This window comes from Pedobacter sp. BAL39 (assembly GCF_000170795.1).
Classification (GTDB): domain Bacteria; phylum Bacteroidota; class Bacteroidia; order Sphingobacteriales; family Sphingobacteriaceae; genus Pedobacter.
Genome location: NZ_ABCM01000003.1, coordinates 16,292 through 32,016 on the forward strand (window position 1 = coordinate 16,292; position 15,725 = coordinate 32,016).

A 15,725-nucleotide genomic window follows, 5' to 3' on the forward strand; every position below is an offset into this window, starting at 1 on the left:
TTTAAGCAAATTTAATGTTCTTGACTGTTAATTCAAAAACTATTCCAACATATAAATTACCTTTCAGCCATAAGTCATACTTTAACTTTTATGTATCTTTGACGCCTAACTAATTTTATGCTTATGATGCCGGATGCAAAACCTACTACGAATCCCATTGATGCTTCAGAATTAAGTTTTGAGGATTTCAAGACCATTGTCATTAACGATTATAAGATTGCTTATGAAAGTAGACAGGCCAGTTTATTGGGGCGTAAAGAGGTTTTGACGGGCAAGGCCAAGTTTGGTATTTTTGGCGACGGCAAAGAAGTGCCGCAGATTGCCATGGCTAAAGCATTTAAAAATGGCGACTGGCGTGCGGGGTACTACCGGGATCAGACGTTTGCGTTTGCTACGGGCATCTGCACGATGAAGGAGTTTTTTGCACAGCTTTATGCCAATCCGAGTATTGAAGCTGATCCTTCTTCCGGAGGCAGACAGATGAACTGTCACTTTGCCACACGTACCATTAATGACGACGGCAGTTGGAAAGACCTGACGCAGATTAAAAATTGTTCTTCTGATATTTCTACTACTGGCGGACAGATGGCCCGCCTGGTCGGACTTGCCTATGCTTCCAAACTTTATAAGCAAAACCCGGAGCTGAACTACCTGAAAAACTTCTCTGTAAATGGGAGCGAAGTGGCATTTGGTACGATAGGCAATGCCTCTACCTCCGAAGGTGTTTTCTTTGAAGCCATCAATGCAGCGGGGGTACTGCAGATCCCTATGGCCATTTCCATCTGGGATGATGCTTATGGCATCTCTGTACCTGCAAAATATCAAACGACTAAAGAAGATATCTCTGAGGTACTGAAAGGTTTCCAGAGAGACGAAAAGGGAGAAGGACTTGAAATTTATAAAGTAAGAGGCTGGGATTACCCTGGCTTATGTGAAACCTACCAGAGCGCCGTAGATACCTGCAGGGAACATCACATACCGGTCATGATCCACGTAACAGAGGTTACTCAACCTCAGGGGCATTCCACTTCAGGTTCCCATGAGCGTTATAAAGATAAGTCAAGACTGGACTGGGAGAAAGAATATGACTGTATCGTACAAATGCGCAAATGGATGCTGGAGTCGGCCATTATCGCTGAGGAAGAACTCAGCGCACTGGAAGATGAAGCCAAAGCTTATGTACGCGGGGTACAAAGAGAAGCATGGAACGAGTTTCTTGCTTCTATCAAGGAAGAGAAAGATCAGGTGGCCGCATTGGTCAATGCCATTGCTAAAAGAAACCCTGACCTGGCAAAACTTGCTGCTCAGTTGATGAACACGCCTGATGCCATGCGTAAAGAGGTGATGTCGACGGCCAGAAAAGCCCTGCGTCTAAGTTTACATCAGCCTTCAGAAGAACGAAATGCGCTGATCAACTGGTATCAGGCACAGGCTGAACTTAATCAGGAACGATACAACTCCAAATTACATACTGATGGAAATGAAAGCCCGTCGCTTGTTGGTGTCCTTCATCCTGAATTCCACGCAGGCAGCAAAATGGTGGATGGCCGTGAGTTGCTAAATGCCTGTTTTGATGCCAACTTTGCAAGGGACCCCAGACTGGTAGCCTTCGGTGAAGATCTAGGCGCTATTGGCGACGTAAACCAGGGTTTTGCAGGCTTGCAGGCGAAATATGGTGAACTGAGAATCAGTGATACCGGCATCCGTGAGATGACCATCGTCGGACAGGGAATAGGTCTTGCCCTGCGTGGCCTGAGGCCGATTGCCGAGATCCAATACCTGGATTACCTGTTGTACGGCCTTAATGTCTTAAGTGATGATCTTGCTAGCCTCTCTTACCGCACAAAAGCAGGACAGAAAGCTCCGGTAATCATGAGGACCCGCGGACACCGTTTGGAAGGGGTCTGGCACTCGGGATCACCTATGTCGATGATCCTCGGATCATTGAGAGGATTACATGTTTGTGTGCCCCGGAATATGACCCAGGCTGCCGGGATGTACAATACGCTGTTCCGATCGGATGAACCAGCGTTGGTGATTGAATGCCTGAATGGATATCGCCTGAAAGAAAAGCTTCCCGAAAACGTAGGTGAGTTTACGGTTCCTCTTGGTAAAGCAGAAATTGTACGTGAAGGTGCTGACATCACTGTCGTTTCTTACGGATCTACGCTGAGAATTGTTGAGGAAGCCGCGGAAGAACTTGCGAAAATGGGAATCTCCGTAGAGATTGTTGATCCGCAGACCCTATTGCCTTTTGATACTGGTCACCTGTGTGCTCAATCGCTTTCAAAAACGAATAAGTTACTGGTTGTAGATGAAGATGTTCCGGGCGGCGGTGCTGCCTATATCCTGCAGAAAGTGCTGGAAGAGCAAAATGGCTATTATAGTCTTGACGGACAGCCCCGTACGTTAACAGCTAAGGCACACCGTCCGCCTTACGGTTCTGATGGTGATTACTTCAGCAAGCCTTCGGTCGATGATGTGATTGAAATAGTTTATGAAATGATGCACGAGCATAATGCTGCTAAATATCCGGCGATTTTCTAACTACACTGAAATTTCTGATCCCTGCAAAAAAAAAGCCTGTATGTGATGAAGACATGTAAAATCTCTCCTTCGAAAGATTATGAGTCCGATATACATACAGGCTTTTTTGCCGTGTAAGCAGCATATCTAATCCAGTTTGCTAGTTTTGTTTCTTAGCAAATGATCAGCAAGTACCAAGGCCGCCATAGCTTCAACGATTACAACGGCGCGTGGAACGACACAGGGATCGTGACGTCCTTTACCCTTGATTTCCGCAGCCTCGCCAGCCGCGTTGATGGTCTGCTGATTGTGCATAATCGTCGCCACAGGTTTGAAGGCTACTGTAAAGTTGATCTCCATACCGTTGCTGATACCTCCCTGAATGCCTCCGGAGAAGTTAGTGAGTGTTTTAGGTGTGTTACTTCCGGCGATGAAAACGTCGTTATGCTCAGAACCTCTCATTTCACTGCCGGAAAAACCAGATCCATATTCAAATCCGTGTACCGCGTTGATGCTGAGCATGGCTTTCCCAAGATCCGCATGGAGTTTGTCGAATACAGGCTCACCAAGTCCCACGGGGCAATTTCTGATGATGCAGCTGACTTTGCCACCGATGGTATCGCCGTCCTTGCGGATGGCATCGATACAGTCAACCATCTGTTTGGCTGTTGCCGGATCTGCACAGCGAACAATGTTCTCTTCTCTTGTTGTCAATAGTTCTTCAACAGGCAGCTGCTCAAGATTGGGTGCATTGATTTTCCCTACTGCGGATACATGAGCAAAGATCTCGATGCCATAATGTTTCAGCAAAAGCTTTGCAATAGCACCAGCGGCAACCCTCGCTGCTGTCTCCCTGGCCGACGAACGTCCACCACCCCGATGGTCGCGAATACCATACTTAGCATCGTAGGTATAATCTGCATGCGATGGGCGATAAACGTCGGTATTGTGACTGTAATCCTTGCTGCGCTGATCTTCATTGGGAATCAGCATCGCAATAGGAGTACCTGTACTTTTTCCATCGAAAGTCCCAGAAAGGATCTGTACTGTATCACTTTCCTTTCGTTGGGTGGTGATCTTTGACTGGCCCGGTCTGCGTTTGTCTAACTCCGACTGGATGAATTCCAGATCTATGGGTAGCTGCGCCGGGCAGCCATCCAGGATTACGCCAATAGCCGTACCATGTGACTCGCCGAAAGTGCTGATGCGAAATAATTGTCCGAATGTATTACCTGCCATTTTTGGTTCGTTAATTTTCTAATTGATAATTACTATCTATGATAATTCTCTATTGACAACACTAGTATTATTTGTACCTACTTTTATATGAGATACCATACTGGATGTCTGATGTAGGATTAAGCCGTTATTACCGTAAACCCGGCAGTTTGCAAATCTTTCCAGAAGTCCGGGTACGACTTTTCTACCACATCCATTTCTTCAAGAACCACTTCATTGATCAGGAGGCTAAGTGGTGCAAAGGCCATTGCCATCCTGTGGTCTTCATAGGTTGCAAAGGTTACTCGTTCCGGGAAATGTAATCCGTCGCAGTTCAGCGTGTACACCAGATGATCTTCCGTCAGTGTCACACCGATCTTGGCCAGTTCATTCTGCAATGCTTTAATGCGGTCAGTCTCTTTGATTTTCAATGTTTCCAGTCCGGTAAACGCCAGATTCTTTTTCATGGCTGCCGCACATACGATAACGGTCTGCGCCAAATCAGGACAGTCTTTAAGATCCAGTACCTCATCAGTGAAAGCAGCAGGGATTTTGCTCAGGGCGATACCATTAGCCGTATTGCTAGTGTGTAGACCAAAAGCGGTCATAATCTCCCGGATGCGACTGTCTCCTTGCAGGCTTTTTTCTTTTAGATAAGGCAGTTCAATGGCTGATTCAGATGCAAGCGCGGCGATGCTGTACCAGTAAGAAGCGGCGCTCCAGTCGGGCTCTACTGTCAGTGTTGTGGCCTTAAAAGATTGTGGTTTGATGCTGATCTGTTGTGCCGACCACTCATGGCTGATGCCGGCTTCGGTAAGCATATCTAAGGTCATTTTGACATAAGGGACGGATGTCAGTTCCCCTTCAATTTCCAGGGTTAATCCCTCAGGCAATCTGGGTGCAACCATCAATAGTGCAGAAATATACTGGCTGCTGATGTCTCCTTTAATTTTTACCGTGTCTGCACTTTGATTTAGCGGCCCGTTGATGTGTAGCGGCGGATACCCCTCTTCGCCAAGGTAGCTGATGTTGGCTCCAATGGTTTTCAAAGCTTCAGAAAGGATGCCGATTGGTCTTTGCTTCATTCTTTCCGTACCTGTCAGTCTAAAATCACCCGGCAGGGCAGAGAGGAAGGCCGTCAGGAAGCGCATGGCTGTCCCCGCAGGGCCCACATCAACCGTTTGCTGATGTGGGTTGTGGGTAGAAACCTGTTTCAAAATGCGGGCGAGCGTAACCGTATCGGCGGCAATAGACATATTGGCCACTGCCACTGCGCCCTTGCTCAGGGCACTGATGATCAGCGCCCTGTTGCACTCGCTTTTTGAACCTGTGAGGGTGATTTCTGTATGGATGTGTTTGTTCCCCGCAAAAGAAACAATTGCGTTTTTACTCATTTACTACGACTTAACTTCAGTGTGTGTTTCAGCAGCAATTCCTTTTTCTGCTTTACCTTCATTCATGATTTCTGTCTGCTTGCGGATAGATTCTCCGTGTACTAGCTCCAGGAATTTTTCTGTGAAGTTTAGATCCAGTTTTAGTGCTTTGGCGAAAGAAATACCTTTGTTCAGAATGGCATCCCAACGATTTACCTGAAGAATGGTCACCTGATTGTCGCGTTTGAACTCACCGATTTTACCAACTATAGCCATGCGCTCCCCAAGTTTCTGAAGTAACTGGTCGTCAATTTTATCGATTTGTTTGCGCAGGTCAGCCAGCTGATCTACAAATGCTTCGTTTTTAGATTCCGGCTCGCGAACAGTCAGACGGTCAACAAGATCGCTCAATGCAGATGGTGTGACTTGTTGTTTTGCATCGGTCCAGGCTACTGATGGGTCCACATGAGACTCGATCATCAAACCTTGCATGTCTAAGTCTAATGCTTTCTGAGAGATGTAAGGGATGAGCTCGCGGTTACCGCAGATGTGACTTGGATCGTTGATGATCGGTAACTCAGGGCATAATGTTTTCAATTGAATGGCAAGTTCCCACATTGGTTCATTACGGAAAGAGCTTTTCTCAAAAGAAGAGAATCCACGGTGGATTGCACCTAGTTTTGTAATACCAGCACCATTGATGCGCTCTAATGCACCGATCCACAACTGAAGGTCAGGGTTTACCGGGTTTTTTACAAGAACGGGAATATCTACACCCTTAAGTGCATCAGCTATTTCCTGAACAGTGAAAGGGTTCACTGTAGAACGGGCACCGATCCAAAGGATATCTACACCGGCAGCAAGCGCTTCTTCAACGTGTTTTGCATTGGCAACTTCCACCGCAGTAGGTAAGCCGGTTTCTGCTTTTGCTTTTTTTAACCATTCCAGACCGATGCTGCCGATTCCTTCAAATTCTCCAGGACGGGTACGTGGTTTCCATATACCTGCTCTTAAGACAGATACTTTTCCAGTTGCAGCCAATAAATGTGCTGTAGTTAACAGCTGCTCTTCAGTTTCAGCACTGCAAGGGCCAGATATGATCAAAGGATCGTTGTTGATGTTCAACCAGGTGTTTAATGGTTGGATGTTCAATTGTAGTTTCATCTTTTTTTGGGGTTTATTTTTAAGTGTTTTTTATTTAAAGGGTTAGTTTTTGAAATGAGCCTGAGGATTAAACCTTGTCATTTTTCAGATATTCACCCATAATGTTAAAGTTAACGGTGTATTTAAGCGCCTGGCGGACTGCTTTATCGTACGCTTCTGTGTTTGTCCATTCCAGATCCACGTAGAAATAATACTCATTGCGTTTGCCCAGTACTGGCATACTTTGGATTTTAGTAAGGTTCACATGCTGGTCGGCAAAGATGTTGAGTACTTTGGATAAAGCACCCACATGGTTACTCACCTGGAAGCAGATCGAAGCTTTGTTGATCTCTTTTAGTTCTTCAGTTTTGTCTTTTTTAAGCACAAGGAAGCGGGTAAAGTTTTTCTTGTTGGACTCTATTCTCCTTTCGATGATATTCAATCCATAAAGTTCTGCTGCGAGGGTGTTTGCAATAGCAACGGTATCAGTCAGCTGCTCATCTTTAATACGTTTGGCGCAGGCTGCGGTATCACTGCTTTCCACTACCTGTATGTGCGGAAATTCATCCAGGAAATCTACACATTGGCGTAGGGCGATAGGGTGGGAAGTGGCATACTTCACGTCTTCAAATTTCACTCCCGGTAATGCCATCAGGTGCAGCTGGATGGCCAGGTAAACTTCACCTACCACGGCGAAGTTATAATCACGGATCAATGTGTAGTTAGGGAGCAGGCTCCCGGCGATAGAATTCTCAATGGCCATGATCACAAAGTCAGACTCGTTGTTCTCCAGGCTGTCGCAGGTCTGCTTGAAGGATTTGCATTCGATGGTTTCGATGTCTCTTCCAAAGAACTTGAATGCAGCTTCTTCATGGAACGATGCTTTGATGCCTTGAATTGCTACTCTTGTCTGATTCGTTTTCATTTAATTTTTTCTTTTTCTTTTAAAATTGAGGAGGGTATAATGGGGCTCCTTGTTTGGTTTCGGCTTGGTTAAAACAAAAAAAGTCCCGGCTGTGTGCCGGGACTTTTCATATACATTTATATCTTATGATTTTTGTTGCATATCAGTCCCGGCTCTTACTAAAGTAGTAAAAGTAGCTAAACCAATATGTAGTGATATTTCTCATTCGATCTGTTATTTCTTTTTTGTTTTTCCAAATGTAGCAACAAAATTTAATTTGTCAATAGCTAATTATAAAAAATTATTTTTTGCTGTTAAAATTGGATCGGCTGAAACTCAAAACATTAGCCTTCTTCAGCATTTAACTGCATATCTTTCAATATCACATACCTTGTTCTCACTGCTGTTAAAATGCCTGACTTAGTATCGATCCTACCATATACTTTGGTCTGCAGCAGAAACGCCTGTTAGTCGCGCTAACCAGCAACGGCAGATACCTGTGTATTATAGTATCTTAAACTTTCCAGGATATCCTTCTCTGTCACGATGCAGTTGTAGTCGCAGCTGCCAATTTTACTCAGCAAAGAGAAAAGGATTTGCCCGTGTTCATTCTTTTTGTCGCTTTGCATAAAAGCAAGAAGCTCTTCGAAGCTATCTTCCTTAATATGGTATGCAGGATACAGTCCGGAAATATAGGTAGCAATGTCCTGCAACTCTTCCTTACTCAGGGAGTTGTTGGTGACAGATAGATAGGCTTCGCAGACCATGCCAATGCCAATAGCTTCACCATGGGTAAGTGGCTGCTGGTCATTCATCAGTGAATAACTTTCCACGGCATGACCTATGGTATGTCCGTAGTTCAGGATTTTTCTCAAACCTTTCTCCTGAGGATCTTCCGTGACAACATCATTCTTAATGACTACTGAACGATATACTTCTTCAGGAGCAGTTTGCTCATAGTTCGACTGTTTCAGGCGTTGGTAGTAGTCGGCGTCCACAATCAAACCGTGTTTGATCATTTCGGCAAATCCTGAAAGCAGCTCCCTGGAAGGAAGCGTCTGCAGAAACGCCGATTCAATAAATACCGCCTGGGGCAAGGTAAAGGTCCCCACCATATTCTTTACACTGTCGATGTCAATGCCTGTTTTGCCGCCCACAGAAGCATCTACCTGTGATAGCAATGTGGTTGGAATGTTAATGAAGTCAATGCCACGTTTGTATGTCGAGGCAATAAAGCCGCCCATGTCGGTAATGACACCGCCGCCCAGGTTTATCATAAGACATTTGCGGTCTGCTTCAAAATCCAGTAAGGTTTTCCAGATGCCGATGCAAAAGTCTATGTTTTTATTTTCTTCTCCGGGTTCTGTTTCAATCAGATCAAAGTTACTGTAGTCGTCCATCATCGACTGGAACACTGGAAGGCAGAGTTCAGAAGTATTCCTATCGGTAAAGACGAATACTTTGCTGTATTTTCCTGCTTCAATCAGTTGCGCAAGTGCGGCTAACTGTGTTTCAAAGTGGATCTGATGTCCGTCGCTTTCTAATACATTCATTTATATAACAGTTATTTTCTGGCCCATAAAATCAATTACATCACCCACACGTACCTTCAGGCGTTTGCGGTAATCTACCTTTCCATTGTATTTTACAAGACCGTCTTCAACAACCGTCTGTGCTTCACCACCACTTTGTACGAGGGCAGTCGCTTTTAGCAACTGGATCAGGGGAATAAATTCGCCTTCTAGTTTGAATTCTATCATTATGTGGCAAATTTACAATTATTTACAAAGTGTTTTACCACCGGATGCTGTGGAATTTATACTTTTGCACACAATTTGTTTAATACCTTAACATAAATGGAAACATCCCCCAAAAAACCGCTCAATTTTGACAACACGGAAATCGCTTTTAGAAACCAGTCAGATGCAGACCTTAACGCCGGATACTGGCTTTTTAAGGTTATCAGTAGCAATTTTTTAACGCGTGTGGGCCCACCAATTACCAACTTTTTTCTAAACATCGGACTGCCCATCAAAGGCATCATCAAGGCGACTATCTTTAAACACTTTTGCGGGGGGGAAACGATTGCAGAGTGTGAAAAGAGAATTCAACAGCTGGCTGCAGGAAGGGTAGGTACTATACTGGACTATTCTGTGGAAGGAGAAGAAAAAGAAACTGTATTTGACTTCACCTGCGAAGAGATCATCAGGACCATTGAAAGGGCTGATGGAGATCCGCGTATCCCGATCACGGTATTTAAGGTCACCGGTATTGCCCGTTTTGCTTTATTGGAGAAGCTGGATGCGCAACAAACCCTGAACGATGCAGAACAGGCGGAGTTTGATCGTGTTAAAGTACGCTGTGAGAAGATCTGTCGTAATGCATTCGAACGAAAGGTACCCATAATGATTGATGCGGAAGATTCCTGGATTCAGGATACGATCGATCAGCTGGCAATGGATATGATGCGTAAGTTCAATAAGAATGGCATTATTGTGTACAATACGTACCAGATGTACCGACATGATAAACTCGCTTCTATTAAGGCAGACCACGAGATTGCAAAGGCTGAAGGTTTTATCCTGGGGGTAAAAATGGTTAGGGGCGCTTATATGGAGAAGGAAAGAGAAAGGGCTGCAGCGATGGGATACCCCTCACCGATACAACCAGATAAAGCAGCTTCTGATAAAGACTATGATGAATCATTGAGATATAGCATGGTCAATATCAATGAGATTGCTATTGTTTGCGGTACACATAATGAGACCAGTTGCAGGCTACTTACCGAGTTGATTGATCAGTATAATGTTGAGTATAACCATCCGCATGTTTACTTTGCCCAGCTGCTGGGTATGAGTGATAACCTTAGCTTCAACCTTTCTGATGCCGGTTATAATGTGACAAAATATGTCCCTTACGGCCCTATAAAGGCAGTTATGCCTTACCTGTTCCGGAGGGCGCAAGAAAATACTTCCATCGCAGGACAAACCAGCAGAGAGCTTGGATTGATTATCAAGGAAAAGAAAAGAAGAAACGCGTAGTAGCTCGGAATATATCTGCAAAAAAACCGGTAGGCGCTTCGGACTCATGATCTTTTAAAAAAGATTTTACATGTCCTTACCGAACACCGGTTTTTTTAGAATTATCCAGTAGCGATGTGACTGATCGAGGGAGGATTCTTAGGTTATTTGAAAACGATCTCCATTATGATTGGTGTATTAATGCGTTTGTGCTTGCATTGCCTGTGCAGCATCAATACCCAGTCCGCTGGCTATTGCCATTCCCAGTCCGATATCAGTTCTGAACCAGTGGCACAACTGGAGGTTGATGATCTGATCTTTTTTAGGGCCGCTTATGCCACTCATCGCACCAACGATGTTATTTACCAGATTGTTCCGGTCTGCATCGCTCATCACCTTGCGGTAGAGTTCTCCAGGTTGCGTATAGTGATCATTGTCGCCTTCCCCATGATTCCTGTCGTACCAATCCGCAGTACTACTTAAGCCAAGTTCCTGTGCCGGTTCTTTATAACTTTCGTCGGGAAAGACATCCCCAAAGCTGTTTGGAAAATAATTCGGACCATCATTGCCGTTATCGTCGAACCTCATGGCGCCATCGCGGTGGTAGTTATTGGTCATGAAAGGGCAGGCATTGACGGGCAATTGCTGATAGTTGACGCCCAGGCGGTGACGTGCAGCATCGGGATAAGATAAAATCCTGCCCTGCAACATCCTATCGGGCGAAAAGCCGATGCCATCTACTTGGTTGGTTGGCGCAAATGCAGACTGCTCCACGTGGGCAAAGTAGTTTCTTGGGATTTCGTTCAATTCAATCTCGCCAGCATCGATTAATGGGAATTCTGTATGTGGCCATACCTTGGTTAGATCAAATGGATTCCAGCGGAATGTATTTGCTTCCTCCTCTGTCATCACCTGAATTTTAACTGACCATTTCGGGAACTCCCTATTGTCTATGGCTTCTACCAGATCTCTTTGAGCATGATCCATGTCCTGTGTGCGCATAGCATCAGCCTCAGGTCCGGTAAAGTTCTGGATGCCCTGCTGCGTTTTGAAATGGAACTTTACCCATACTCTTTCGTTGTTGGCGTTGATCATGGAGAAAGTGTGGCTGCCAAATCCGTCCATATGACGGTAGGAGTAGGGTGTTCCACGGTCACTCATCAGAATCATCACCTGATGGAGGCTCTCCGGATTCAGTGACCAGAAATCCCACATCATGGTTGGGCTTTTTAAGTTGGTTCTTGGATCGCGCTTTTGAGTATGGATGAAGTCGCTGAACTTTTTCGGATCTTTAATAAAGAACACTGGCGTGTTGTTGCCAACGATGTCCCAGTTGCCATCTTCCGTGTATAGCCTAAGCGCAAATCCGCGAGGGTCTCTCTCTGAATCTGCACTTCCTTTTTCCCCGCCAACGGTAGAGAATCGCAGAAAAATCCGGCATTCTTTACCGATCTCGCTGAATATTTTTGCTTTCGTGTATTTTGTGATGTCGTGGGTCACTTTGAAAGTGCCATAAGCGCCAGTACCTTTAGCATGAACCACACGTTCTGGAATGCGCTCACGGTTAAAATGGGCCATTTTCTCATGCAGCACAAAGTCCTGTAACAGCAATGGTCCCCTAGAGCCTACTGATTGTGTATTCTCATGTTCTGCATATGGCCTTCCTGAAGCCGTGGTTAATTTGCGCTTGTTTATCCCGTTATTTTCCATGTCATTTGATTTATTGTGCAGCAAACTTAGGAACAATAAGAGCAGGTTAGAAACATCAAATATCTATATTGATATAGGGAAACTCTATGGTGTTTTTCGATGTGGCGTGTGAGGACGGTGCTGAATTAACCGACAGGTAAGCAGTCTAGCGTTAATTAATCGAAACAGGCTTATTTTTTGTGTAATGACTTTCGCATGTCGTCCTATATTGTTCGGGTATCTGGTCACCAAATCTATCCAGATATACCGGAGCCATCTTGAAAGGCTGCGATATGGTAGCCATTTTAATCAGTTTCTGTTTTTTCAGATCGAAATAGTTCCAGTTACCGATATAACGACCAGTCAACAAATTGACACTGGATTCCCCACTACCATCCAGTTGTGCATTCCCATCATTGTATCTGGTCATTCCGATCAATTGCATCTTTGCCTCAATGGGATTAAACCGGAAATGACAACTATAGCCATCGCGCATTTGATCATTGTGGAACTCAAAACCATTTTTAGTCGCATCAATCGATGATGATGAACTCAAGTTTTTGATTTCCAAACTATGTAACTTCTTATAATCCTGTCGGGACAACCTGACCAGCAACTTAGCATGTTTGCGGTCGAGTGAGACCGTATCGTTCAGAGCATCGCCATCGAGGTCTTTAACTAAAATATCATGGCTAAAGGCCATTTTAAAAGATAGCATCAGGCAAATCAATATTGTTAACTTCGTTAAATTCATTTTAGTACAAACGCTTAATAATTTTTGAAATCATTTACCTGGAGATTCAATGTCCTTCTGTAACCTCGCGGAGGCATTTGCAGATACCTGAACTTTGTATCTTTATTGTTTCTGCCCCGCATTGATGTATTACAAATAAGAATATCCTTATTAAAAGACTCTTTAACTAGTGTGCTACAATTTTAAAGCCGAAAAATCGATCCCAAAATTGTAGCGGCTAATTAAAATTTCCAAACAAAAAAGCCGTTCTTCTTAGCGAAAAACGGCTTCCGTTGTTTGTGGGCCCAGCTGGGCTCGAACCAGCGACCAAAAGATTATGAGTCTTCTACTCTAACCAACTGAGCTATAGGCCCTGAAAATCTTGTTGATTTTGCGAGTGCAATGTTACATATTTACAACGAATTTTAAAAACAGTTTCATGCAAAAAATTAAAAACATCATCTTCGACTACGGCAACGTGATCTTCGAAATCAACTTTAGTATAGCTCAAAATGCTCTTTTACAACTTGGTATAGCCAATATCGAAGAGTTTTTTGCACACAAAAGCCACCATGATCTTTTTAATAATTTTGAAACCGCCAGCATTAGTCCTGCCGAATTCCGTGCCGGCATCCGTGAAGCCGCGAAAAATAATACCCTCACCGATGAAGAAATAGATAAAGCCTGGAATAGTCTGCTTATCGGTGTGCCGCCAAAAATCCACGATGTATTGCTGCGCGTAAGAGAAAAATACCGGACTTTCCTGTTGAGCAACAACAATGAAATCCATTACAATTACATCGTTGATTATCTGCAAAGGGAATACGATATGCCAGACAACTCCAGCCTTTTTGAAAAGACCTACTATTCTCAACAGATGTTTCTTCGTAAACCTCATGTAGAAATTTTTGAACAGGTATTAAGAGAAAATCAGCTGGATCCCCAGGAGACTTTATTCATTGACGACAGTCCACAGCACCTTGTTGGCGCGAAACAAGCAGGTATGCATACTCTGCTGATGACTGCTCATCCGAGAGACCTGCAACAATTCCTGATAAATCATGATATTTTATAAGGTCACAATGTTTTACAAAATACCTTAGATTTGCATTTTCAAAAAGCAATGTCATGGCCGATCCAAGATTTAAATCAGTAAAAGAGTTCTATCCTTTCTATCTCAGCGAACATCAAAATACCACCAACAGGCTATTACATTTTATAGGAACAGGACTCGTGGTGTTGTCTGTATTCACCGGAATCCTGTTCCATGAATGGCGTTTCATCATTGCGACCCCCGTTCTCGCTTATGGCTTTGCCTGGATTGGCCACCATTTCTTTGAGCAAAACAAGTCTTCTGTTTTTAAATTCCCTATCTTCAACATTGTCAGTGATTTCATGCTGTTCTGGGATCTCTTGTCAGGCAACCGCCCATTCCGGGACACATAGCTTTCAGCTATAAACCTTTTTTACCTTCAAGCCAATAGCCATGTAAATATGTCTTTTGCGCTCCTTTGCCTTTAGCCACTTTCCGGAATGACTGAGCAGACTTTGCGTTACCAGTTAAAACGAAGTTGGCCTTTTGGAAATCTGCGGTTTGAAACAGAGGAAGTTCAGCTATCCATTCTTCATTTCTAAATGATCCATTCTTTGAAAATGTCGTATAATTTTCCAGGCCCAGTAATTCTGGTGCATTTTTATTTTGATCGTCCAATTCAAAATAAAAATGAAAGTCCTGGTTGTTTTGCTTCAACACAGGAAGAAATGAACAGGCCAGTGCTAATGAAGTTTCATCTCCAAATACGATAAATCGATTTGCAGAACGATCATAATAATTGCGCTCTGTTCTGGGTTTATTCATTTTAATTTTGTCACCAGGTTTCAATTCCTGCATGAACTGACTGCCTGATCCTGCGCCGTGTACATGGACAATAAATTCCAGGAAGCCATTTTCTCTGTCCGCTTTAGCCACAGTGTAGCGCCTGGCTTCGGTATCGCTTACCCGAAAGTCAATGTAACAACCTACTGGAAAACTAAGGTCTTTGAAGTCACCATTTAAATGGATCTTCTTCACTGTTTGCGATATAAATTCCACATTGGTAATTACCACATAGGGTAATTTGGATATGAACAGGTCTACTGCATCGAATAACCATTTAGGGGCGCTTGGCATAATCTTTAAATTTGATGCCAAAGGACGTAATAGCTAATTTCAAAGGAAAGGACGTAAAGATGTGGATATTGGACTAACCGCGGTTTTTTTCTCTGAAGGTCAGAGCCGTCACTCCGTTTGCTTTTTTAAATAACCTTGAAAAGTAAGCATAATCATCATAACCCAATTCAAAAGCAATCTCTTTGATCGATTTGTTGGAGTGGTAGAGCAAACGTTTGGCTTCCAGGATAACGCGCAGCTGGATATGTTGAGATACTGACAATCCAGTTGCGTTTTTTACGCATTCATTTAAATAGGCAATGGAAATATTTAATTCGTCTGCGTAATCTGCGGGACGTTTTTTAGTCAGGAAATGAACTCCCAGCGCTACTTTAAAGGCCCTTGTAATGAGTTCGAACCGGGAAAATTTATCTGCAGGTGCTGAGATGTCCAGGTATTCGGAAACGATCAATCCAATTAATGTATTGCAGCCGTCTTTCAATACGGAATCATAGAGTCTGTCTTTTTTTCTTTCAAACAGGCTGATGCATAATAGCATTGCCTCTCGCAGACGGGCAAAGTTAGGTTCATCTAACTGGATCGCTTTTGCAGGATTAATTTGTTCCAGGATGGCTAGGTATACGGGGTTTATAGCCTCAGTTCCTATTGCCAGAATGTACCCGACTACATCTTCTCCAACTTTAAATAGCCGGTGCACCTGACTTGGATGAATATACAATAGCGAGCAGGGATCTCCTTGATAGGCTTCAAAATCAATTTCCATTTCAATTTTACCTCGCTCATGTAATGCAAAAAAATGAGCATCATGCCGATGCGCATGTTCTGTTTCGGCTTCAAGATATTGTGCGATATCGGGTGGAATCTGTCCAACGACAATGCCATTTTCAAACGCATCAGCGATTTGCTTGACTGGAATTGAGTTTGCCTTCTTCATGATTAGGAGTTTTTG

At 43.8% G+C, this 15,725-nt stretch carries 14 protein-coding genes and 1 tRNA gene; 4 read left to right on the forward strand and 11 right to left on the reverse strand.

The genetic code is table 11. The features are described from left to right. Positions 1-117 precede the first annotated feature (117 nt). Positions 118-2,547, forward strand: coding sequence for a thiamine pyrophosphate-dependent enzyme (locus tag PBAL39_RS04445; RefSeq protein ID WP_008238764.1), 2,430 nt, complete (start codon positions 118-120; stop codon positions 2,545-2,547). Between the two features lie 126 nt (positions 2,548-2,673). On the opposite strand, the gene aroC is transcribed toward PBAL39_RS04445, so the two are convergent. From aroC to PBAL39_RS04475, 6 genes are all read right to left on the reverse strand, one after another. After that, positions 2,674-3,765 (reverse strand): chorismate synthase, encoded by a 1,092-nt coding sequence (gene aroC / locus PBAL39_RS04450; protein WP_008238766.1) that lies wholly within the window; start codon positions 3,763-3,765, stop codon positions 2,674-2,676. A 119-nt stretch (positions 3,766-3,884) separates the two neighbouring features. Further along, complete coding sequence (aroA, locus tag PBAL39_RS04455; protein ID WP_008238768.1) at positions 3,885-5,138, reverse strand: 3-phosphoshikimate 1-carboxyvinyltransferase; 1,254 nt, start codon at positions 5,136-5,138, stop codon at positions 3,885-3,887. Positions 5,139-5,141: 3 nt separating this feature from the next. After that, positions 5,142-6,281 (reverse strand): chorismate mutase, encoded by a 1,140-nt coding sequence (locus PBAL39_RS04460; RefSeq protein ID WP_008238770.1) that lies wholly within the window; start codon positions 6,279-6,281, stop codon positions 5,142-5,144. A gap of 67 nt (positions 6,282-6,348) precedes the next feature. Continuing rightward, positions 6,349-7,185 carry a prephenate dehydratase gene (locus tag PBAL39_RS04465; protein ID WP_008238771.1) on the reverse strand — a complete coding sequence of 279 codons (837 nt, stop codon included), beginning with the start codon at positions 7,183-7,185 and terminating at the stop codon, positions 6,349-6,351. A 455-nt stretch (positions 7,186-7,640) separates the two neighbouring features. Beyond that, positions 7,641-8,717, reverse strand: a complete 1,077-nt coding sequence (gene aroB / locus PBAL39_RS04470) for a 3-dehydroquinate synthase (protein WP_008238772.1) — start codon at positions 8,715-8,717, stop codon at positions 7,641-7,643. Next, positions 8,718-8,924 carry an RNA-binding S4 domain-containing protein gene (locus tag PBAL39_RS04475; RefSeq protein ID WP_008238774.1) on the reverse strand — a complete coding sequence of 69 codons (207 nt, stop codon included), beginning with the start codon at positions 8,922-8,924 and terminating at the stop codon, positions 8,718-8,720. 96 nt (positions 8,925-9,020) lie between these two features. Between PBAL39_RS04475 and PBAL39_RS04480 the strand changes: the two genes are divergently transcribed. Next, entirely contained in the window at positions 9,021-10,205 is a 1,185-nt protein-coding gene (locus PBAL39_RS04480; RefSeq protein ID WP_008238777.1) for a proline dehydrogenase family protein, read from the forward strand. A gap of 177 nt (positions 10,206-10,382) precedes the next feature. On the opposite strand, the gene PBAL39_RS04485 is transcribed toward PBAL39_RS04480, so the two are convergent. The 3 genes from PBAL39_RS04485 to PBAL39_RS04495 all read right to left on the reverse strand — a co-directional run bounded on the left by PBAL39_RS04485 (position 10,383) and on the right by PBAL39_RS04495 (position 12,980). Further along, the gene (locus PBAL39_RS04485; RefSeq protein ID WP_008238783.1) at positions 10,383-11,894 is read right to left on the reverse strand and encodes a catalase; all 1,512 of its coding nucleotides are present in this window, start codon (positions 11,892-11,894) and stop codon (positions 10,383-10,385) included. A 151-nt stretch (positions 11,895-12,045) separates the two neighbouring features. Further along, positions 12,046-12,591 (reverse strand): hypothetical protein, encoded by a 546-nt coding sequence (locus PBAL39_RS04490; protein ID WP_157273897.1) that lies wholly within the window; start codon positions 12,589-12,591, stop codon positions 12,046-12,048. A gap of 315 nt (positions 12,592-12,906) precedes the next feature. Next, a tRNA-Ile gene (locus PBAL39_RS04495) sits at positions 12,907-12,980 on the reverse strand. Positions 12,981-13,045: 65 nt separating this feature from the next. Here PBAL39_RS04495 and PBAL39_RS04500 point away from each other — a divergent pair. Beyond that, complete coding sequence (locus PBAL39_RS04500; protein WP_008238787.1) at positions 13,046-13,681, forward strand: HAD family phosphatase; 636 nt, start codon at positions 13,046-13,048, stop codon at positions 13,679-13,681. Between the two features lie 53 nt (positions 13,682-13,734). Next, positions 13,735-14,052, forward strand: a complete 318-nt coding sequence (locus PBAL39_RS04505) for a DUF962 domain-containing protein (RefSeq protein WP_008238789.1) — start codon at positions 13,735-13,737, stop codon at positions 14,050-14,052. A gap of 7 nt (positions 14,053-14,059) precedes the next feature. Here the strand turns inward: PBAL39_RS04505 and PBAL39_RS04510 are convergent, their stop codons facing one another. After that, positions 14,060-14,776 carry a siderophore-interacting protein gene (locus PBAL39_RS04510; RefSeq protein ID WP_008238790.1) on the reverse strand — a complete coding sequence of 239 codons (717 nt, stop codon included), beginning with the start codon at positions 14,774-14,776 and terminating at the stop codon, positions 14,060-14,062. Between the two features lie 73 nt (positions 14,777-14,849). Next, on the reverse strand, positions 14,850-15,710 hold the full coding sequence (locus PBAL39_RS04515) for an AraC family transcriptional regulator (RefSeq protein ID WP_008238792.1): 861 nt from the start codon (positions 15,708-15,710) through the stop codon (positions 14,850-14,852). Positions 15,711-15,725 lie beyond the last annotated feature (15 nt).